Below are 20,436 nucleotides of genomic sequence, written 5' to 3' on the forward strand. Positions count from 1 at the left end.
AAGCTCTTTAAATTCTTTGAGAATAGAGAAATGCAGTACAAATACTTGGTAATGTAAATGCCACCTAAATTCTAAAAACTAGTAAAAGAGGTCCGTTTTAAGCCATAAGGGACTTGAAAACGGAAAGACCACATATCCTAACCTAATTATTAATATCAGCTTAATAATCAAGTGAGTCTTTCGTGGCTTATCGTATGCAGGAAAACTGCTACAATAAAATAACCATTAATAAACCATCCCTTAAATCTATTCAGTCTACCTGAAACCCAAAAAGCAGCATGCACATGGTTTTACAGAAACCCTGTAAACGGCAAAGCTATCTCTATAAGGAAAACAACATGAATCTAGCCATCACTGGTTCCAGCGGCAACATCGGCGGCATGGTCGCCCAACACCTCAGTACACGCGACCTACCGCTTATTCTGCCACTGCGCAACCCCGCCAAAGTACCCGATCTGCCGAACTGCGAGGCGCGGCGGTTTGCCTATGGCGATTTGGAGCTTGCTAAGCAGGCTTTAAATGGGGTGGACGTGCTGTTTATGGTGTCTGCCGCCGAAAGTCCGATGCGCGAACAGGAGCATTTGACTTTGGTGCAGGCTGCTTCGGAAGCAGGCGTGAAACATATTGTCTATCTCTCTTTTGCTCAAGCGGCGTTGGACAGTACCTTCACGCTGGCGCGCACTCATGCGGTTACCGAAAATGCAATCCGGCAAACAAATATGCGCTACACCTTTCTGCGCGACAATTTTTACAGTGAGATGATGGCAACAATTGCTAACGCAGACGGCATCATCGCAGGCCCAGCCGACAACGGGCGCGTTGCCTGCGTTTCACAGCGCGATGTTGCCCAAGCAGCGGCAAACATCATCGCCAACATCGCATGCGGAAACCACCACCATGATAATCAGATCTACACGCTGACCGGTTCCCAATCATTAAGTTTTGCTGAAATAGCCGCCGTCTTAACCGAAATCACCGGCAAACCGCACTGCTACCACAATGAAACTGTGGAAGAAGCCTTCGCCAGCCGCAAAGCTGAGTATCCTGACACGCCCGATTGGCAGATTGAAGCCTGGGTTTCTACCTACACTGCCATTGCTAAAGGCGAGCTTGCTACCGTTTCAGACGACCTGTCGCAGTTGTTGGGACGAGCACCGCTTAGTTTTGAAGACGTAGTAAAGACACAATATGCAAAATAATCTTGTCCCATTTATCGAGTTTCGTGGCACAGGCAAGCATTATAACGGCAAATATGCTGTGCGCGATTTGGATTTGACCATTTATCAGGGTGAATTTTTCGTGTTGGTAGGTGGCTCGGGCAGCGGCAAATCCACCACTTTACGCATGATTAACGCGCTAATTGAACCGACCGATGGCAACGTTTATCTGCACGGGAAACGGATTAAAGACTACGACATCCGCCAGCTCCGCCACCAAATTGGTTACGTATTACAGCAAATCGCGCTTTTTCCCACCATGACCGTCGCGGAAAATATCGAACTTATGCCTGACGTACTGGGCTGGCCGAAAGCCGAACGCAAAACGCGTGTGAATGAATTATTGGAGCTGGTGGAACTTGACCCTGCGCACTACCGCGACCGCTATCCGCACGAACTTTCCGGCGGTGAACAGCAGCGCATCGGCATTTTGCGAGCCATTGCAGCCAAGCCCCAAGTTCTGCTGATGGACGAACCGTTTTCAGCACTTGACCCGCTGGTGCGCACCGTGCTGCAAGACCAAATTGCTATGATTCACCAAAAATTTGGCACTACTATCGTTTTCGTTACCCATGATATGCAGGAAGCCGCCAAACTCGCTTGCCGTATCGGTGTAATGCATAACGGCAAACTGGTACAAATCAGCACACCTGAAGAAATCAAAAAGCAGCCGGCAAATGATTATGTGCAATCGCTGTTTTCCACCGCCGATGCCCCCGATGCCGAACGCATCATCCACCAATTCTTACGGTTGGATAAACAGGGACAGGAAGCTGTGAGAAGGGCAGTGTTATGATGGTGAAGGCCGTCTGAAACCTCTTTCAAGGCGCTAATACCTTGCTGTAAAGCAAACATAAACATCTATTATTCAACGTACTAAACATAAAATTTAAAACTATGTTCTCATCCCTAAACGTTACCCCAGCAGAACTCTGGCAAATGCTGCTTACGCATTTATGGCTTTCCGGCCTGACTTTGCTCGCGGCAGTGGCGATTGCGGTGCCTGCCGCCGTGTTGTTTGCGCGCAGACAGCGGGCAGCGGAAGCGGTATTGCAGTTTACCAATATATTGCAAACCATTCCGTCTTTGGCGCTGCTGGGTTTGCTGATTCCGTTTGTCGGTATCGGTTCGCCGCCCGTCTTGATTGCGCTCACGCTATACGCGCTGTTGCCGATTTTTCAAAATACCTATTTGGGGCTGACCCAAATCGACCAATCGATTCAAGATGCATACACTGCATTCGGACTATCGCGCTGGCAATCATTGTGGCGGATTGAGCTACCGATGGCTTTGCCTGCCATGATTTCGGGCATTCGCACGGCGGCAGTGCTGATTGTCGGCACGGCAACTCTGGCGGCGTTAATTGGCGCAGGTGGCTTGGGTAATCTGATTCTGCTCGGCATTGACCGCAACAACATGACAATGACGTTTACCGGTGCATTGCTCTCCGCGTTATTGGCTGTCGGTGTAAGCGGCATTATCGGGCTGTTGCAGAAATCGCGACACAAGTTGCCGATTATTCTTGCATTGGCGGTGGGCTTCGGTGCACTCGGTCTGTCGCAGATTTCATTTACACCTGCCACAAAAAACGTGGTGGTTGCAGGCAAAATGGGGAGTGAGCCGGATATTCTGATTAACATGTATAAATTATTGATTGAACGTGAGAATTCGAACGTGAAAGTCACAGTCAAACCTAATTTTGGCAAAACTACTTTCCTGTTTAGCGCACTGAATAGTGGCGAAATCGATATTTATCCTGAATTCACCGGCACAGTGCTGGAAGCCTTAGTACAAGTACCAACTGAACAGAAGAACCGCCATCTGTCGCCAGATGAAACCTATCAACGGGGCAAACAATTATTGGCGGAACAATATCAGCTAGAGTTTCTACCACCGATGTCTTATCAGAACACTTACGCGTTGGCGGTCAAAGAAAGCTACGGTGCATCGCACCAACTGAAGACAATCAGCGACTTGAAGCAGGTAGCGCCCGATATCCGAGCAGGTTTCTCACTGGAATTTATCGACCGAGCGGATGGCTATAAAGGCATGCAGGCAGCCGGTATCACGCTAAAACATATTGTTAGCTTGGAACCTGCCTTACGCTATACGGCATTGTTGAATGACAAAATCAACCTAGTGGAAGCCTTTTCCACTGATGCAGAATTGAAAAAATATCGATTGCGCTTGCTGAAAGATGATATTTCCCTGTTCCCCGCCTATCAGGGCGCACCGCTGATGAAAGTAGAATTTGCTGAAAAAAATCCTCAAATTGTGACCGCACTTAACCGACTGGCGGGAAAAATTAGCGAAGAGGAAATGAGCGAGATGAACTACCGCGTGAAAGTGCAAGGCGAAAGCGCGGAAAACGTGGCTCGGAATTATTTAGAGAAAAATGGGTTGTTAGGAAAGTAAAATTGGCAGTAGGCTACCTGAAAGCATCAAATTCTTAGGGAGGTATTATGAAAGCCGTAAAAATCAAAGGCTTCTGCATCAACCATTCCGAGATTTTCACGCGTGAAGGTAAATCGCCGTCTGTCCAATTTCCGTGCATCTTGGGCATTGAATGTGTAGGCGAAGTGGTGCAAAGTTCCACACCTGCACTGGAGGTTGGACAAAAGGTTGTCTTCTATTATGGGAGAAATGGGGCGCGCCTTTGACGGCAGCTACGCCGAATATGTGTTGCTGCCAAACGAGCAAATTTACCCCAAACATACCGATTTGGATTGGACAACCCTTGCCGCAATTCCCGAAACTTACTACACCGCGTTCGGCTCATTACAGCAGCTTCGTATCGCGCCGCAAGATCGTGTATTGGTGCGTGGTGCCAGCAGCGGTGTGGGCATAGCCTTTGCAAAGCTTCTTAAAGTACGGTTTCCGCATATCGTATTACACGGTTCAACGCGTAATCCTGCCAAAGCTACCCATCTGCAAGCAGTCGGATTTGACGAAGTGATTACTGAAGCCGATGGCAAACTACAAACCGACCAAAGCTATGACAAAATTCTGGAATTGGTCGGGCCGGCAACTTTGTGTGATTCTTTCACCCGCATCAACGAATACGGCATCGTCTGCAATACAGGGCAGCTAGGTAATATATGATACGTAAACGGTTTTGATCCGATTATCGAACTCAAAAACAACAGCTATCTCACCGCCTTTCATTCGGGCAATGTGTCGCAAGCCAAGCTGGATGCGATGTTTGACTATATCTGGCAATTTAATGTGAAAATCTTAATTGAACGCGTGTTTACATTGGAACAAGTTCCCGAAGCCCACCGTTTTTTGCAAAGCGCGGACGGGTTTGGGAAAGTGGTGGTAGTCAATGAATAGGGCTATCTAAAATTCTATCAAAGAAATTTAATCATGCTTTGGAATAAAACTGTGATCTGAATTGGTTTCATGGATATTGATAAAGAGAAGGCCGTCTGAAATTCTTCAGATGGCCTTTTATATTTGAATTATGTAAGTGATTGTACAACTAGAAGAAACAGGACTTAGCAGGCTAAAATACTAGTATTATGAATTTAACATAATATAAATTAATTTCCTTTTCCCTATTCTTCTACAAATTCCGCTTATTGTTCCTATATGTCAAATGAGAATCAATGATACTCTAGAGAGTGTGCTCATAGTACTCCAATTTTTAGTATAAAATCAATAGGTTTTAAGAGAAATTTGGCTGTAACTCTACCACTTTAATTATTGAGTAGTAGAGTAGGGAACTTATTACGATACCAAGTACCTTCAACTCATAGCATGAGACCTTTGCAAAAAAGCCCTTCCTCCAACAGCCGAAACCCAAACACAGGTTTTCGGCTGTTTTCGCCCCAAATCACTCCTGATTTTACCCAAATACCCCCTTAATCCTCCCCGGATACCTGATAATCAGGCATCCGAGCCGCCTTTTAGGCGCAAACAGGCGCACTTAGCCTGTTGGCCGCTTTCAACAGGTTCAAACACATCGCCTTCAGATGGCTTTGTGCACTCACTTTGAGCAGACCAAAATAGGCTGCCCGCGCATAGCGGAATTTACGGTGCAGCGTACCGAAACTTTGTTCGACCACATAACGGGTCTTCGACAAATATCGGTTACGTTTGGTTTGTGCTTCCGACAGCGGATGTTTGCGGTGGGCTTTGCGCATAATACCGTCCAACAACTGATGCTCTTCCAGATGTTGCCGGTTTTCCTTGCTGTCGTAGCCTTTGTCGGCATAGACGGTCGTACCTTCGGGCAGTCCTTCCAGCAAAGGCAACAGGTGTTTGCACTCATGGGCATTGGCGGGGGTAATGTGCAGTTTCTCGATATAGCCTTCCTCATCGGTGCGGGTATGTTGTTTGTAACCGAGTTTGTAGAGGCCGTTTTTCTTTGTCCAGCGAGCATCGCTGTCTTTACTCGGTGTGGTTTGACCGCTGACTTGTCCTTCTTCATCGACTTCTATGGCCTGACGCTGTTTGCCGCCGGCAGTTTGAATAATGGTGGCGTCAATGACGGCGGCGGATGCTTTCTCTACTTTTAGGCCTTTTTCGGTCAGTTGGCGGTTAATCAGTTCCAGCAATTCGGACAGGGTGTCGTCTTGCGCCAGCCAGTTGCGGTAGCGGCATAAGGTGCTGTAATCGGGGATGCTCAGTTCGTCAAAACGGCAAAACAGGTTGAAATCGATGCGGGTGATGAGGCTGTGTTCCAGTTCGGGATCGGAGAGGCTGTGCCATTGTCCGTAGAAGCGCAAGAGCGACGCGAACGAATGAAAAAACAGTTCGCCGACTAAAATATAGATGTAGAAACCTTAAAAGGCCGTCTGAAATACTATTTGCACTCATTCCCGATTTGCCGCAACGGATGTTATCGGGCGGATTGGCAAAAGCGGAATTGCCCGCCGTCCGCACAGGCTTGGGATTCATCGATCGCAAGCTCGGCGGCTTTCTCGAACTGGGCTCGTATGCTTATCAAATGAAGCTCATCGGCACAGGCAACACCCCACAGCCGAAACGCTCCGCGTGGGCGGAACTGTTCCGCCTGCTGAAAAACATCCGCCAACACCGCCTGCGTTCCGAACGGGCGTAAAAAGTGCGCTCTATTTTACGAATTTTTCTTTATATTCCCCAACAGTAATCTGCGCCCTTCAAATTCCTTGCCGGCAATTTCCAAAGCGAAGCGTTCTTTGTCGGCGTCGCGTACTTTGTCGTGTACGGCACGTAATTCCTGCACGCTAGCACCCAATGCCTTGACGATTTCATCGCCCATTTTCATGGAAGAATAGAAGGTTTCGCGCACTACGAAATCCGCTTCCGCTTTCACTAGGGCCAGCGCATTGCGTCTGTCCCAGGCGCGCACGAACACCTTGGCGTTCGGGTTGATATGATGAATATTTTCCACAATTCTGACCGCACTTTCTCCGTCGTCCACGCATACCGCTACGATGTCGGTGTGTTCCACGCCGCTGGCATGCAGCACGTCGGCGCGGGTGGCTTCGCCGTAATAGACTTTGAAACCGTATTCGCGTGCGACGTTGATGATGTCGGGATCGTTGTCCAGAATGGAAATGGTGGCACCGTAGGCTAGCGGCATTTGGCTGACCACCTGCCCCATGCGCCCGAATCCGATAATCAGCACGTTGCCGTTGAGTTCGCCCGCATGTTCTTCCACATCGTCCACTGCCGCAGCTGCGCGGGATTCTTTGAAATAGCGGTCGAACAGCATAACGCTGAAGGGTGTCATAATCATGGAGAGCACCACGATTGCCGTCATATTCGCTAGCACTTCCGCATTAATCACCCGTTGTACGGCAGCGGAGGCGAGTAATACGAAGGCGAATTCACCGCCCTGCGACATCAGTACGGCGCGGTGTATCGCGGTGTGATGGCTTGCTTTGGCAAAACGCGCCACTCCATAAATGGCAAGGCATTTCAAGATAATCATCAGTACAGTGGCGGAAAGAATTACCTTCCAGTTATTGAGCACCGTTGCCACATCCAGCGACATCCCGACAGCTAAGAAAAACAGCCCGAGCAAAAGGCCTCGGAACGGTTCGATATCCGCTTCAAGCTGATGACGGAAGTCGGATTCCGACAGCAGCACTCCCGCCAGAAACGCACCCATCGCCATAGACAGACCGCCCAGCTCCATTAAATAAGCCGCACCGAGTACCACCAGCAGCGCGGCGGCAGTCATCACCTCGCGTGCTTTGGATTTTGCCAGAATTTTAAACAGCGGATTGAGCAGCCAAATACCTGTAGCAATCAACGCTGCCAAAGAAAGCGCGGCAACACCGATTTTCTGCCATAGCGGTACGGCATCGGCAACGGCATTGGGATTATCGGGTGCTAGAAATGCTACAATCGCCAGCATGGGCACAATCAGCAAATCTTCAAACAGCAAAATGGAGACAATGCGCTGACCTTGCGGTGTGCTGATTTCATGACGTTCGTCCATAATCTGCATGACCATTGCGGTGGAGGTGAGTGTAAAACCTACCGCCGAAATAAACGACATCACTAAAGAAAAACCGTAAGCCAGCCCGATTTGGGTAAGGAACAGACTGGAAAAAGTCACCTGCAGGGTACCCAAGCCGAAAATCTGATTACGCAATTTCCATAAATGCGACGGCTTCATTTCCAGCCCGATCAAAAACAGAAACATCACCACGCCGAATTCCGCAATATGCAAAATAGCGTGGGAATCGGTAACGAGCTTTAATCCGAAGGGTCCGATAACCAGCCCCGCAGCCAAATAACCCAGAATTGAGCCTAGACCTAAACGTTTAAATAACGGCACGGCAACTACCGCCGCCCCCAATAACTCCACCACGTGCAATAAATCGCCGTCAGCCGCTTCTACCGCCATAATTCCTGCCTTTGTTAATTCATAAAAATTTTTCGTATTATAAAGAAAAATCTCCGTAACACAAAAAAGTCGTCATTTGACGGCTTCCTCTTAGAAAAGTGCGGTCGGTTTTTGTTAATTTATTGCACTTTGCCGTCGATTTCGATCGGGGTATATTCCACCGGCACCCAAGTATAGCTGCCGTTGCTTTCGGCACGGATGTGTCCGATGCCAGGGAAGGGCATATGTGCGCCAGCTATCCAGATTTTACGTGTGGCGGCATCTTTGAGCGCGGCTTGGCGGCTGGCGCGTGCCCGTTTGGGGTCGCTGTCAAACTCAATGGCGATTTTGGGATCAAGCATTTGCAGTGTGAGGCTGTGTTCGATTTCGGGATCGGAGAGGCTGTGCCATTGTCCAAGCAGGACGGCTTTGAACATGGACAACAGGGGATAGGCGGGACGACCGCGGTGGTCTCGGAGGTAACGGGTTCTTTGACGATTCAGGTATTGTTCGATCGGTTGCCAATCAATCATCTGATCCTACTTCAATAGTGGGAAACGGTCGATGTGTTTGGCGATCATGGCTTGGGCAGTTTGCTGGAAGAAGGTGGTCATGGAAAATCCCCTGAATGTCTTAGTAGGAATTTAGGGGATTTTTGGGGGGATTTTGCAAAGGTCTCGGGCCGTCTGAAAAACCTTTCAGACGGCCTTTTTGTTTTTGAATATTGTAAGTGATTGTAGAATTGAGAAAAACAGGAATTGATAGACTAAAATACTAGCATTATTAATTTAACATAATATAAATTATGCGAACTTAGACTGGTATGATGTAAAAGCCTTGCCTACAAATTATGGCCACAACCAAGCCCATGTGCTTCGGCCTTCTCCTTGCAGCAAAACTAAAGTTCGGCAAGCTGAGGCTGTGTTCATGCATTCGAAGCCGATTCCGTAGGCTGATAAGGCTGCAGCAATTTTGGGATGCAGAAATTTTTGTTTTTCTCCTGTACCTATAATAATGACTTCTGGACGGTTTTCTGCTGTTTCAATTGCTGATATAAAAATTTGTTCGTTTAATTCTTCGATAGTTGTTTGAGGAATGATGCTTACTTTGCCATCTTGCCAGCAAATGGGTTCTGAATATGTTTGTTCTCCGATTTGCAATATGCCTTGTGAGGATGAAAAAAATGATGTGGCTTCATCGATATGGTTTTCTGTGATTTTCATGGCAATTCCTGTTTTTATGGTAGAACGATTTTCAGACAGCCTTGGGAAACTTGCAAAAAAAGGTGCAAAATCAAGCAATATCAGGTAGGATTCAACGTTTGACCTTGTGCATTGATGCTTTGCTCTGAATTTACGATTGCAAGCGATTATAACAAGCCTTGGTTTTTCGTGATTATTTTAAAGTATCGGCTCAAAAGGAGACACAATGAAGCCAGTAAATATCGGTCTTTTAGGTTTGGGTACAGTCGGTGGCGGTACGGCTACTGTATTGCAGGACAATGCTGCGGAAATCAGTCGTCGTTTGGGACGCGAAGTCCGTATTTCTGCTGTTTGCGATTTGAGCGAAGAAAAAGCCAAACAAATTTGCCCGAATGCTGCTTTTATCAAAGATCCGTTTGAGCTGGTTCAACATCAAGATGTTGATGTTGTTGTTGAATTGTTTGGTGGCACCGGTATTGCCAAAGATGCGGTATTGAAAGCGATTGAAAACGGCAAACACATTGTTACTGCCAATAAAAAATTGCTGGCTGAATACGGCAATGAAATTTTTCCTTTGGCAGAAGAAAAAAATGTCATGGTACAGTTTGAAGCTGCTGTTGCCGGCGGTATCCCTATTATCAAGGCTTTGCGTGAAGGCTTAGCTGCAAACCAAATCCGCAGCATCGCCGGCATTATTAATGGTACCAGCAACTTCATCCTTACTGAAATGCGTGAAAAAGGCAGCGCGTTTGCAGACGTATTGAAAGAAGCTCAGGCTTTGGGCTATGCGGAAGCCGACCCTACTTTTGATATCGAAGGTCATGATGCCGGCCATAAAATCACCATCATGAGCGCATTGGCATTTGGTACGCCGATGAACTTTTCTGCCTGCTATCTGGAGGGCATCAGCAAACTCGACAGCCGCGATATCAAATACGCTGAAGAGCTTGGCTACCGTATCAAATTGTTGGGTATTACCCGTAAAACCGACAAAGGCATCGAGTTGCGTGTACACCCTACTCTGATTCCTGAAAGCCGTCTGCTGGCTAACGTTAACGGCGTGATGAATGCTGTCCGCGTCAATGCCGATATGGTCGGTGAAACCTTGTATTATGGTGCAGGTGCAGGCGCATTGCCGACTGCTTCTGCCGTAGTTGCCGATATCATTGATATTGCCCGCCTGATTGAAGCGGAAACTGACCATCGTGTTCCTCACTTGGCATTCCAACCTTCACAAGTTCAAGCGCAAAATATTCTGCCTATGGATGAAATCACCAGCAGCTATTATCTGCGCGTTCAAGCAACTGACGAACCGGGCACGTTGGGTCAAATTGCCGCACTCTTGGCCAAAGAAAATGTTTCTATCGAGGCTCTGATTCAAAAAGGCGTGATTAATCAAAGTACTGCCGAAATTGTGATTCTGACCCACACCACAGTGGAACACAATGTCAAACGCGCTATCGCAGCGATTGAGGCACTGAGCTGCGTGGATGCTCCGATCACTATGATCCGCATGGAAAGCCTGCATGACTGAGCAACAAACGGAAAGACCGTCTGAAGAGCAACTGGCGGCCAGAAAGAAAGCCAAGGCAAAAATCCGTACCATCCGTATTTGGGCATGGGTTATTTTGTCTTTGCTGGCTCTGACTGCCCTGCTCTCACAATGCGCCATGAACAAGCCGCAGATGAAACAAAATGTGGTGGAATCTTGTGTGAAAAACATTCCTTTTGCTGAAAAATGGCAAGCTGATTTAAAGGCAAAAGGTTTGGATGCGCAAAACGAGAAATTGGCTCAAGACTATTGTGTCTGCATGTGGGATCAGCCCTTAAGCAAACTCTCTGACGAGCAAATCCGAAACTTCGGCAAAATCAGCCCTGAGGAGCAACTCAAACTCTTGGGTGGCGCTGAAGCTTTTGAGGCACGCGATAGGCAATGTGTGGCTGATTTAAAGGCTGAGTAAACCAATATCGGTTTAAATCAAAGCTACAAGGCCGTCTGGAATTTCAGACGGCCTTTCCTATATTAAATAAACAGTAATAAGAATTGATTTCATTATATTTTAAGTTTAAGATAGCTTGGTTAATTGCTTTTCTATGGTTGTTACCATGCGTTACCACTTTCCTATTGCCGTTGATATTTATGATTTTTTGTATACCGGCCGGTTTGACTATCTGGAAATCGGACAATCGGCAGAGTCTATTTTGCAGATGTTTCCTGCGCCTGATTGCGTCCCTAAAGGCTTGTTGGTACAAAAAGGCTGGAATATTTGGCTTTATGGCGATATCGAACTGCATTTCTCCGACAATCGGCTGACTCAGATTCGTGCTGATTTTCAGCCTGATGCTGCATTAAGCGGCGGCCGTTGGGTAAAGTTGAATCCGTGGTTTTTTGCAAATGGCTGCCTTGATGTATATGCCGTCATTCAACGCTTGGTACAACGCAATATCGATTTTATTAAAACGGAAACGCATACCAATTTGATTTTACAGCTGCAAAGCGGGGTCGAATTGATTTTTGAAAAATGTCGGGGCATGCAACTTGCCTCGTTCCGCAAACAAAAAGCCTCCCTGCCCCATTGGGCGCGTGAAACAGCTTCTTAAATAAAACAATGCCGTCTGAAAACATCATTTCAGACGGCATTATTAGTTACAAACCATTCAATAATTGTCGGATTTTCGTCATCGCCATAGAAGTCTGTTCATCACAGCCCTCAGTCCCTACTCCGCTATCAAAGCAATCAATGCTGCTGACGCTGCAAAAGTGGGCATAGGCCATTTTTAACTCCCTGGCCAAAACGGCTTCGGGCATACCGGTCATACCGAGTACATCTACGCCGTCACGTCGATAACGGGCGATTTCTGCGCGGGTCGGACGGCGCGGGCCTTGCAGGCAACCATAAATGGCGGAGTCGTAAATCGGCACATTGTGCGCTTTCGTGATATTTAACAACTTTTGTCGCAATTCATTGCAATAAGGGTTGAAAAAATCGGTATGGACAACCGGGCATTCTTGGCCTTCAAAAAAAGTATCTTTACGGCCATAGGTATAGTCGATCAAATCGTCCGGCAACACCAAGCTGCCGTTTTCAAAATCGGGATTGATACCGACGACTGAAGAAATGGCAATGATGTTTTCAACGCCTAAAGAATGTAACGCCCAAATATTGGCGCGGTAGTTGATTTCATGTGGCGCGATGGTATGACTGAAGCCGTGTCGGGCAAGAAAAACAATATCCAAACGCCCCAACCTGCCGAACAAAATAGGGCTGCTGGTTAAGCCGTATGGAGTGCGTACGATTTTTCGTTCAGTAATTTCGAGTTCCGGCAGTTTGGTCAAACCGCTGCCGCCGATAATGGCTAACATATAAACTTCCTTTGTTATCAATGGCCGTCTGAAACTTGGATTTCAGACGGCCTTAATATTATCGATTTATTTATGTTTGTAGAAATGGCTGCCGAAATAGGCAGATGCGCCTTCACGCAATAAAACCAATGTTACGGCGGCAAGCGGCAGACCGGCAAGCATACCGACAAAACCCATCAGTTGTCCGAAAGCCATCAACGAGAAAATCACCCAGAACGGAGACAAACCGATGCGGTCGCCGACGATTTTAGGCGTAATGAAAAAGCTTTCCAAGAATTGTCCGACACCGAATACAGCCCAGACCATCAACAAGCCCTGCCATGAGCCATATTGCAAAAGCGCGGCAACTGTTGCCAGCAAAAGGCCGGTAAATGCACCCAAATACGGAATAAATACCAAAATACCGGCAATCATACCGATGGCAAAGCCGGAATCCAAACCGACCAGCATCAAGCCCAAGCCATAGACCAAGCCCATGATCATCATAACCATCAGCTGGCCGCGCAGAAACTCGCCCAAAACTTCATCCATATTGCCGCTGATACGCGTGTAGGTCTCGATAAAACGGCGTGGAACCAGTTTGCTGATTCCGGAAGACCAGCGTTTCCAATCCAACAAGAAGTAATACAGCAACAAAGGCAACAACACCAAATTGCTGACGCCGCTGATCACGTTGCCGCTTTGACGCATCAAGGTCGGAATCCATTCTTTGAGCGTATTGCTCAACTCATCAGTATGCGACTGCAACCATGCGATGATTGATTCTTGATCGATTTGAATATAATCCCCACTGACGCTGTTGAGCCACGGCAGCAGTTTGTTTTGAACAAAGCCCACGATTTGCGGCAGGCGTTCGGCCAGATTGTTAAACTGGTTCAACAACATAGGTACGATAATCAGCACCAACGACAGCAATATCAGCAAAGCCAGTGCCATAATAATCATAGAGGCCGGCGCGCGGCGGATACGCTTCAATTGAAGCCACTCGACCAAGGGATTCAAAACATAGGCCAAAACGGCGGCTACAATAAACGGCGTCAAAACATCGCCCAAGGCATATAAAAGCCAAATAAAGGCTGCGATAACGCAAGCCATAATAATCCACGGTTTTGCGCCGCGCGCTTTCTTTTGATACATAAAAAGGTGTTCCCCAGTTGATGCTTAAGGTTTTCAAAATAAATAAGCAGTATAACAGATTCACAAAGGCCGTCTGAAAGCGTGACGGCTATTAAGATAAAATAAAAATTGTTGACAATAATGCCAAAAAATTCAGCCTGAATCCTCCAATTTAAGATAAAATACGCTCCGACAATCTACCCATACCCGAATAAGGAAATCCAATGAGCACTTCTTTGAGCTATCGTGACGCAGGCGTGGATATCGACGCAGGCGATCAACTGGTCGAAAACATCAAACCTTTTGCCAAGCGTACTATGCGCCCTGAAGTGTTGGGTGATTTGGGCGGTTTCGGCGCTTTGGTTGAAATCGGCAAAAAATACAAAAATCCGGTATTGGTTTCCGGTACGGATGGCGTCGGCACCAAGCTGAAACTGGCATTCGACTGGGATAAACACGATACTGTCGGCATCGATTTGGTTGCCATGAGCGTCAACGACATTTTGGTTCAAGGTGCGGAACCTTTGTTCTTCTTGGACTATTTCGCTTGCGGTAAGCTGGATGTTGCCCGCGCGACTGATGTGATTAAAGGCATTGCCCAAGGCTGCGAAGAATCCGGTTGCGCTTTGATTGGCGGTGAAACTGCCGAAATGCCGGGCATGTATCCCGAAGGCGAATACGACTTGGCCGGTTTTGCCGTCGGCGTTGTTGAAAAAGAACGCGTGATTAACGGCCGCAGCATTCAGGCCGGAGACGTTGTTTTGGGCTTGGCTTCCAATGGAGCACACTCCAACGGCTACTCTTTGGTACGCAAAATCATCGAGCGCGACAATCCCGATTTGGACGCGGAATTCGACAACGGCAAAACCTTGCGCGAAGCCATCATCGCCCCTACCCGCCTGTATGTGAAACCTATCCTTGCCGCTTTGGAAAAATTTACCATTAAAGGCATGGCCCATATTACCGGCGGCGGCATTACCGAAAACGTACCTCGCGTTTTGCCTGAAAATACCGTCGCACAAATCGATGCCAAAGCGTGGGAATTGCCTAAACTGTTCCAATGGCTGCAAAAAGCAGGCAATGTGGAAACCCAAGAAATGTACCGTACATTCAACTGCGGTATCGGCATGGTCGTTATCATTGCAAAAGAAGATGCCGATGCAGTACAAGCATTCTTGAGCGAACAAGGCGAAACCGTTTACCGTTTGGGCGCAGTTCGTGAGCGCAACGGTGACGAACATCAAACCCAAGTGGCTTGATTGAGATGTAATTAAAAAAGTGCGGATGATGAATCCGCACTTTTTATTGTTTATGATCTAGGAAAATCTTCGCCCTAGCCTACTTCTTCCAAAAAGCCGGCCAACTGAGCAGTATCGTGGGCAATCATCAGCTCTTCATTGGTTGGAACAACCAAGACAGCCGGCATAGAACCTGTCGGGCTGATGATACCTGAGTTGCCGTAGCGTTTGTCCATATTGGCTTTGGTGTCGATGTGCAGACCCAAGAAATCAAGATAGGAAACGGTTTTGGCACGGATATTACGCGAGTTTTCGCCGATACCGCCGGTGAACACGAGTGCGTCAACGCCGCCACAAGCCACAGCCATAGAAGCAATATATTTGGCAAGGCGGTAAGTCATTACTTCCAGAGCCAAACGTGCGCCTTCATGGCCTTCATCCGCAGCGATTTCCAAAGAACGGCAGTCATTGGAGAGTTCGGAAATACCGAGCAAGCCTGATTTTTTGTTCAGCATTTCATCAACTTGGGCAACATCCAATCCGGCATGTGAAGTCAGATAGCTGTATACGCCCGGATCGATGTCGCCGCAACGGGTACCCATCACCAAGCCTTCAATCGGCGTGAAGCCCATACTGGTGTCAACGGATTTCCCGTTTTTAATGGCGGTAATGGATGCGCCGTTGCCTAAGTGGGCAATAATCATACGGATGTCTTCCAACGGTTTGCCCAAGATACGTGCGGCTTCAGGGGCAACGTAACGCATGCTGGTACCGTGGAAACCGTAGCGGCGGAAAGCGTATTTTTTACGCAATTCGCGCGGAACGGCATAAGTGTAGGCACGCTCCGGCATGGTTTGGTGGAACGAAGTATCCATCACGCCGACATTGGGCAGGCCCGGGAAATGCTCTTGCGCAGCCAAAATGCCGTTGATATTGGCAGGATTGTGCAACGGAGCGAGCGGAATGCAGGCATTGAGTTCGTCCATTACTGCTTGGTCGATCAAAACAGATTCGCTGTATTTTTCGCCGCCGTGGGCGATGCGGTGGCCGATGGCTTTAATGCGGTCGTGCAGGCCGTGTTTTTCAAGCTCTTTCAACAGCATACCTACGGCACCGGCATGATCATTACGGCCGGTCAAAGCTGTTTGGCATTTTTTGCCGTCTTTGCTGAACGTAATGACTGCTTCGGGCGTACCCAAACGTTCGCCGAGACAGCTTAAGAGAACTTTGCCGTTTTTACGGTCGATAACGGCACCTTTGAGTGAAGAGCTGCCGCAGTTCAGAACAAGAATGAGTTGGTTGGACATGGTGTTTCTCCTTTGAATTTTTGATTGTTTTTTTGGCTTCAGGCCGTCTGAAAAGAGCAAAAACATTTGAGAGCTTTCCAGATTGCCTTTGGTTTGGTGTTTAGTCAGGCTTTATGCCCAACCCTAATCTTCATTGCAGGTATCGCTACCTGACTAAAATCTGCTTATTTGGTTTTCAGACGGCCTTGTTTAATAGCGTGGCCGTCTGAAAACTTAAAAGCAATCTTCCGGCACCCGGACTTGTCCTTCCATAATCACGCGTGCACTACGGCTCATGACCGCTTTGGTGGCCGTCCATTGTCCGTCCTGACATTCGGCGGCTGCACCGACACGCAGTGTGCCTGACGGATGGCCGAAACGGACTTCTTTACGCGCTCCGCCTCCGGCTGCAAGGTTGACCAGCGTACCGGGCACGGCGGCGGCGGTAGCGATGGCAACTGAAGCGGTACCCATCATGGCGTGGTGCAATTTGCCCATGCTCAACGCGCGTACCAATAAATCAATGTCGGCAGCTTTGACGGTTTTGCCGCTTGAAGCAGTGTAATCGGCCGCAGGGGCGACAAAAGCGACTTTCGGAGTATGGGCGCGGGTGGCGGCTTCGGATATGTCGCTGATCAAGCCCATTTTCAGCGCGCCATACGCACGGATGGTTTCAAATTTTTCCAGAGCTGCGGCATCGTTGTTGATGTCGTCTTGCAACTCTTTGCCTGTGTAGCCCAAATCTGCGGCATTCAGGAAAATGGTTGGAATACCGGCATTGATAAGCGTGGCTTTCAGACGGCCTATATTCGGCACATCAATTTCATCGACCAAATTGCCGGTTGGGAACATACTGCCTTCGCCGTCGGCCGGATCAAGAAATTCGATTTGTACTTCGGCTGCCGGGAACGTTACGCCGTCAAGCTCAAAATCGCCTGTTTCCAAAACTGCGCCGTTTTGCATCGGTACATGGGCAATAATGGTTTTGCCGATGTTTTTCTGCCAAATTTTGACGGTACACAGGCCGTCTGAAGGGATTTTGTCTTTATCGACCAAGCCTTGCTCGATGGCAAATGCGCCCACGGCGGCAGTCAGATTGCCGCAGTTGCCGCTCCAATCGACAAAAGGTTTGTCGATGGAAACTTGTCCGAACAAGTAATCAACATCGTGATCGGCGCGTTCGGATTTGTCCAAAATTACGGCTTTGCTGGTGGACGAACTGGCATTGCCTAAACCGTCAATCTGTTTGCCGTAAGGGTCGGGGCTGCCGAGTACGCGCAAGAGGATTTTGTCGCGTGCCTCGCCTGCTTCCTGCGCAGCTGCCGGCAGATCGGTGCGTTTGAAGAAAATGCCTTTAGATGTACCGCCGCGGTAGTAAACGGCTGGAATTTTAATTTGCGGCATTTCGAGTTCTCCTTTGTATTTCTAGTATGGTTTTTTCAGACGGCCTCTCAAACATTCGAGGCCGTCTGAAAACCTTTTTGAGCGTAGCCCGGACATTTTGATCATGCCCGATTTACCTTACGCTGCATTTCCTTCTAAAAAGTCTTGTGCGAAACGTTGCAACACACCACCGGCTTCATATACCAATACTTCTTCTGCAGTATCGAGGCGGCAGGTAACCGGAACTTTGACAGTTTCGCCGTTTTTACGGTGAATCACGAGAGTCAGGTCGCAGCGCGGTGTGCGTTCGCCGACCACGTCGTAGGTTTCCGTACCGTCCAGTTTCAGGGTGTGGCGGTTAGTACCCGGTTTGAATTGCAGCGGCAACACGCCCATACCGATCAAGTTGGTGCGGTGGATACGCTCGAAGCCTTCGGCAACAATCGCTTCCACGCCGGCGAGGCGTACGCCTTTTGCAGCCCAGTCGCGGCTTGAGCCTTGACCGTAGTCCGCACCGGCAATGATGATGAGCGGCTGTTTGCGGTTCATATAGGTTTCGATGGCTTCCCACATGCGCATGGTTTTACCTTCTGGTTCAACGCGTGCCAGCGAACCTTGGCGTACGCTGCCGTCTTCGTTTCTCACCATTTCGTTAAACAGTTTCGGATTGGCGAAGGTTGCGCGTTGGGCGGTCAAGTGGTCGCCGCGGTGGGTTGCATAAGAGTTGAAGTCTTCTTCAGGCAAACCCATTTTCGCCAAATATTCGCCTGCGGCACTGCTGGCCAAAATCGCATTGGACGGCGAGAGGTGGTCGGTGGTGATGTTGTCGGGCAAAATCGCCAGCGGACGCATGCCTCTCAATGTGCGCTCCCCTGCCAGTGCGCCTTCCCAGTAAGGTGGGCGGCGGATATAGGTGGACATTGGACGCCAGTCGTACAGCGGGCTTGGTGCTTTTTGCGCTGTGCCGGTATCGAACATCGGAATATAAACGTCGCGGAATTGTTGCGGTTTCACATATTCGGCAACGATGGCATCGATTTCTTCATCGGTCGGCCAGATATCTTTCAGGCGGATTTCTTTGCCGTCTGCAACGCCTAGTACGTCGTTTTCAATATCGAAACGGATGCTGCCTGCCAGCGCGTAGGCAACGACCAACGGAGGCGAAGCGAGGAAAGCCTGTTTCGCATACGGATGGATACGGCCGTCAAAGTTGCGGTTGCCTGACAATACAGCGGTGGCGTACAAATCGCGGTCGATGATTTCTTTCTGGATTTTCGGATCCAGCGCGCCGCTCATGCCGTTACAGGTGGTACATGCGAAGGCAACGATACCGAAGCCGAGTTTTTCCATTTCAGGCAGCAGGCCTGCTTCTTTCAAATAGATTTCGGCTACTTTTGAACCCGGGGCAAACGAAGATTTCACCCAAGGTTTGCGTTTCAAGCCGAGGCGGTTGGCATTGCGTGCCAACAGCGCGGCGGCGACAACGTTGCGCGGATTGGAAGTATTGGTACATGAAGTAATCGCGGCAATAATCACTGCACCGTCAGGCATTTGGCCGTCTGAAGGCTCTTCGTAAGGTTTAGCCAAGCCTTTGCTGGCCAAATCGGCGGTCGCAAAACGGGCATGCGGATTACTTGGGCCTGCCATATTGCGCGTTACGCTGCTCAAATCAAATTTCAATACGCGAGGATAAACGGCGTTTTTCAAGGCATCTGCCCACAAGCCTGCGGTTTTGGCGTAGGTTTCCACCAATTTCACTTGCGCATCGTCGCGACCGGTCAGTTTCAAATAATCAATGGTTTGCTCATCAATAGCGAACATCGCAGCAGTCGCGCCGAACTCAGGGGTCATATTGGAAATGGTGGCACGGTCGCCGATGGACAGGCTTCTTGCGCCCTCGCCAAAGAATTCGACAAATGCACCAACCACGCGCTCTTTACGCAAGAATTCGGTCAGTGCCAACACGATGTCGGTGGCAGTAATGCCCGGCTGGCGTTTGCCGGTCAGCTCAACGCCGACAATATCAGGCAGACGCATCATGGAGGCACGGCCCAACATTACGGTTTCGGCTTCCAAACCACCCACACCTACGGAAATCACGCCCAATGAATCGACGTGCGGCGTATGTGAGTCAGTACCGACGCAGGTGTCAGGGAATGCTACGCCGTTTTTGACTTGGACAACCGGCGACATTTTTTCCAAATTGATTTGGTGCATAATGCCGTTGCCCGCAGAAATCACGTCCACATTTTCAAATGCGGTTTTTGTCCAGTTGATGAAGTGGAAACGGTCTTCGTTACGTCTGTCTTCGATTTCGCGGTTTTTGCGGAAGGCATCAGGATCGTAACCGCCGCATTCAACGGCCAAAGAGTGGTCGACGATGAGCTGGGTTTGCACCACCGGATTCACTTTGGAAGGATCGCCGCCTTTTTCGGCAATTGCATCACGCAGGCCCGCCAAATCCACCAACGCTGTCTGACCCAGAATATCGTGACACACCACGCGCGCCGGATACCAAGGGAAGTCGATTTCCTGCTTTCCCTCAATCAGTTGGCCCAGCCAGCTTTGCAGTGTAGGCAGGTCGACTTTGTCTGCGCGGTTGACCAAGTTCTCAGCCAAGATACGGCTTGTATAAGGCAGCTTGTCGTAAGAGCCTGGTTTGATGTCTTCACACGCCTGACGCGCGTCGTAATATTCCAAATCCGTACCGGGCAAAGCTTTGCGGTAGCGTTGGTTGGCAGTCATGTCGGTTCTCCTAAATCTATTCTTTTTTTGGTTTTGGGGTTTCAGACGGCCTGTTGATTCGG

Annotated in this window: 18 protein-coding genes and 2 pseudogenes; 11 read left to right on the forward strand and 9 right to left on the reverse strand. The window is 48.8% G+C overall.

The window, feature by feature from the left end; translation table 11 throughout:
* The first annotated feature begins 338 nt into the window (after positions 1-338).
* The 6 genes from O3681_RS02400 to O3681_RS02425 all read left to right on the forward strand — a co-directional run bounded on the left by O3681_RS02400 (position 339) and on the right by O3681_RS02425 (position 4,550).
* Positions 339-1,199 carry an SDR family oxidoreductase gene (locus O3681_RS02400; protein ID WP_049343870.1) on the forward strand — a complete coding sequence of 287 codons (861 nt, stop codon included), beginning with the start codon at positions 339-341 and terminating at the stop codon, positions 1,197-1,199.
* Positions 1,189-2,013, forward strand: coding sequence for an ABC transporter ATP-binding protein (locus O3681_RS02405; RefSeq protein WP_049343868.1), 825 nt, complete (start codon positions 1,189-1,191; stop codon positions 2,011-2,013). Before O3681_RS02400 ends, O3681_RS02405 begins: the two co-directional genes overlap by 11 nt.
* A gap of 101 nt (positions 2,014-2,114) precedes the next feature.
* Positions 2,115-3,632 (forward strand): ABC transporter permease/substrate-binding protein, encoded by a 1,518-nt coding sequence (locus O3681_RS02410; protein ID WP_049343866.1) that lies wholly within the window; start codon positions 2,115-2,117, stop codon positions 3,630-3,632.
* Positions 3,633-3,679: 47 nt separating this feature from the next.
* A complete protein-coding gene (locus tag O3681_RS02415) occupies positions 3,680-3,877 on the forward strand; it encodes an alcohol dehydrogenase catalytic domain-containing protein (protein ID WP_371459199.1) in 198 nt (65 codons plus the stop codon).
* Positions 3,852-4,319 (forward strand): hypothetical protein, encoded by a 468-nt coding sequence (locus O3681_RS02420; RefSeq protein ID WP_199903846.1) that lies wholly within the window; start codon positions 3,852-3,854, stop codon positions 4,317-4,319. Before O3681_RS02415 ends, O3681_RS02420 begins: the two co-directional genes overlap by 26 nt.
* Before the next feature lie 96 nt (positions 4,320-4,415).
* Positions 4,416-4,550 (forward strand): zinc-binding dehydrogenase, encoded by a 135-nt coding sequence (locus tag O3681_RS02425; protein WP_234394578.1) that lies wholly within the window; start codon positions 4,416-4,418, stop codon positions 4,548-4,550.
* A gap of 575 nt (positions 4,551-5,125) precedes the next feature.
* On the opposite strand, the pseudogene O3681_RS02430 reads toward O3681_RS02425, so the two are convergent.
* A pseudogene (locus tag O3681_RS02430) lies at positions 5,126-5,935 on the reverse strand (IS5 family transposase); the annotation flags it as partial.
* 122 nt (positions 5,936-6,057) lie between these two features.
* On the opposite strand from O3681_RS02430, the gene O3681_RS02435 reads away from it, so the two are divergent.
* A complete protein-coding gene (locus O3681_RS02435) occupies positions 6,058-6,282 on the forward strand; it encodes a hypothetical protein (protein WP_150537849.1) in 225 nt (74 codons plus the stop codon).
* A 15-nt stretch (positions 6,283-6,297) separates the two neighbouring features.
* On the opposite strand, the gene O3681_RS02440 is transcribed toward O3681_RS02435, so the two are convergent.
* The 3 genes and pseudogenes from O3681_RS02440 to O3681_RS02450 form a co-directional block, all read right to left on the reverse strand.
* Positions 6,298-8,022: a monovalent cation:proton antiporter-2 (CPA2) family protein gene (locus O3681_RS02440; protein ID WP_371459200.1), complete on the reverse strand. Its 1,725-nt coding sequence runs from the start codon at positions 8,020-8,022 to the stop codon at positions 6,298-6,300.
* Between the two features lie 347 nt (positions 8,023-8,369).
* Positions 8,370-8,654 (reverse strand): annotated as a pseudogene (locus O3681_RS02445) (transposase); the annotation flags it as partial.
* 234 nt (positions 8,655-8,888) lie between these two features.
* Complete coding sequence (locus O3681_RS02450) at positions 8,889-9,263, reverse strand: Mth938-like domain-containing protein (protein ID WP_371459201.1); 375 nt, start codon at positions 9,261-9,263, stop codon at positions 8,889-8,891.
* A 205-nt stretch (positions 9,264-9,468) separates the two neighbouring features.
* Between O3681_RS02450 and O3681_RS02455 the strand changes: the two genes are divergently transcribed.
* From O3681_RS02455 to O3681_RS02465, 3 genes are all read left to right on the forward strand, one after another.
* Entirely contained in the window at positions 9,469-10,776 is a 1,308-nt protein-coding gene (locus tag O3681_RS02455) for a homoserine dehydrogenase (RefSeq protein WP_049330891.1), read from the forward strand.
* Positions 10,769-11,203, forward strand: a complete 435-nt coding sequence (locus O3681_RS02460; protein WP_107723289.1) for a hypothetical protein — start codon at positions 10,769-10,771, stop codon at positions 11,201-11,203. Before O3681_RS02455 ends, O3681_RS02460 begins: the two co-directional genes overlap by 8 nt.
* A gap of 145 nt (positions 11,204-11,348) precedes the next feature.
* Positions 11,349-11,843 (forward strand): hypothetical protein, encoded by a 495-nt coding sequence (locus O3681_RS02465; protein WP_049328665.1) that lies wholly within the window; start codon positions 11,349-11,351, stop codon positions 11,841-11,843.
* Between the two features lie 46 nt (positions 11,844-11,889).
* Here the strand turns inward: O3681_RS02465 and O3681_RS02470 are convergent, their stop codons facing one another.
* Together O3681_RS02470 and O3681_RS02475 are read right to left on the reverse strand one after the other, a co-directional pair.
* Positions 11,890-12,606, reverse strand: coding sequence for an S-methyl-5'-thioinosine phosphorylase (locus O3681_RS02470; protein WP_107723291.1), 717 nt, complete (start codon positions 12,604-12,606; stop codon positions 11,890-11,892).
* Positions 12,607-12,672: 66 nt separating this feature from the next.
* On the reverse strand, positions 12,673-13,743 hold the full coding sequence (locus O3681_RS02475) for an AI-2E family transporter (RefSeq protein ID WP_070625529.1): 1,071 nt from the start codon (positions 13,741-13,743) through the stop codon (positions 12,673-12,675).
* A 203-nt stretch (positions 13,744-13,946) separates the two neighbouring features.
* Between O3681_RS02475 and purM the strand changes: the two genes are divergently transcribed.
* The gene (gene purM / locus O3681_RS02480) at positions 13,947-14,981 is read left to right on the forward strand and encodes a phosphoribosylformylglycinamidine cyclo-ligase (RefSeq protein WP_003686290.1); all 1,035 of its coding nucleotides are present in this window, start codon (positions 13,947-13,949) and stop codon (positions 14,979-14,981) included.
* Between the two features lie 74 nt (positions 14,982-15,055).
* Here the strand turns inward: purM and O3681_RS02485 are convergent, their stop codons facing one another.
* The 3 genes from O3681_RS02485 to acnD all read right to left on the reverse strand — a co-directional run bounded on the left by O3681_RS02485 (position 15,056) and on the right by acnD (position 20,374).
* Positions 15,056-16,267, reverse strand: a complete 1,212-nt coding sequence (locus O3681_RS02485) for an acetate kinase (RefSeq protein WP_070461921.1) — start codon at positions 16,265-16,267, stop codon at positions 15,056-15,058.
* A 213-nt stretch (positions 16,268-16,480) separates the two neighbouring features.
* The gene (gene prpF, locus O3681_RS02490; protein ID WP_107723292.1) at positions 16,481-17,650 is read right to left on the reverse strand and encodes a 2-methylaconitate cis-trans isomerase PrpF; all 1,170 of its coding nucleotides are present in this window, start codon (positions 17,648-17,650) and stop codon (positions 16,481-16,483) included.
* 117 nt (positions 17,651-17,767) lie between these two features.
* Positions 17,768-20,374, reverse strand: a complete 2,607-nt coding sequence (gene acnD / locus O3681_RS02495; protein ID WP_371459202.1) for a Fe/S-dependent 2-methylisocitrate dehydratase AcnD — start codon at positions 20,372-20,374, stop codon at positions 17,768-17,770.
* Positions 20,375-20,436 lie beyond the last annotated feature (62 nt).

This window comes from Neisseria sp. 27098_8_158 (assembly GCF_041433145.1).
Taxonomy (GTDB): Bacteria; Pseudomonadota; Gammaproteobacteria; order Burkholderiales; family Neisseriaceae; genus Neisseria; species Neisseria subflava_E.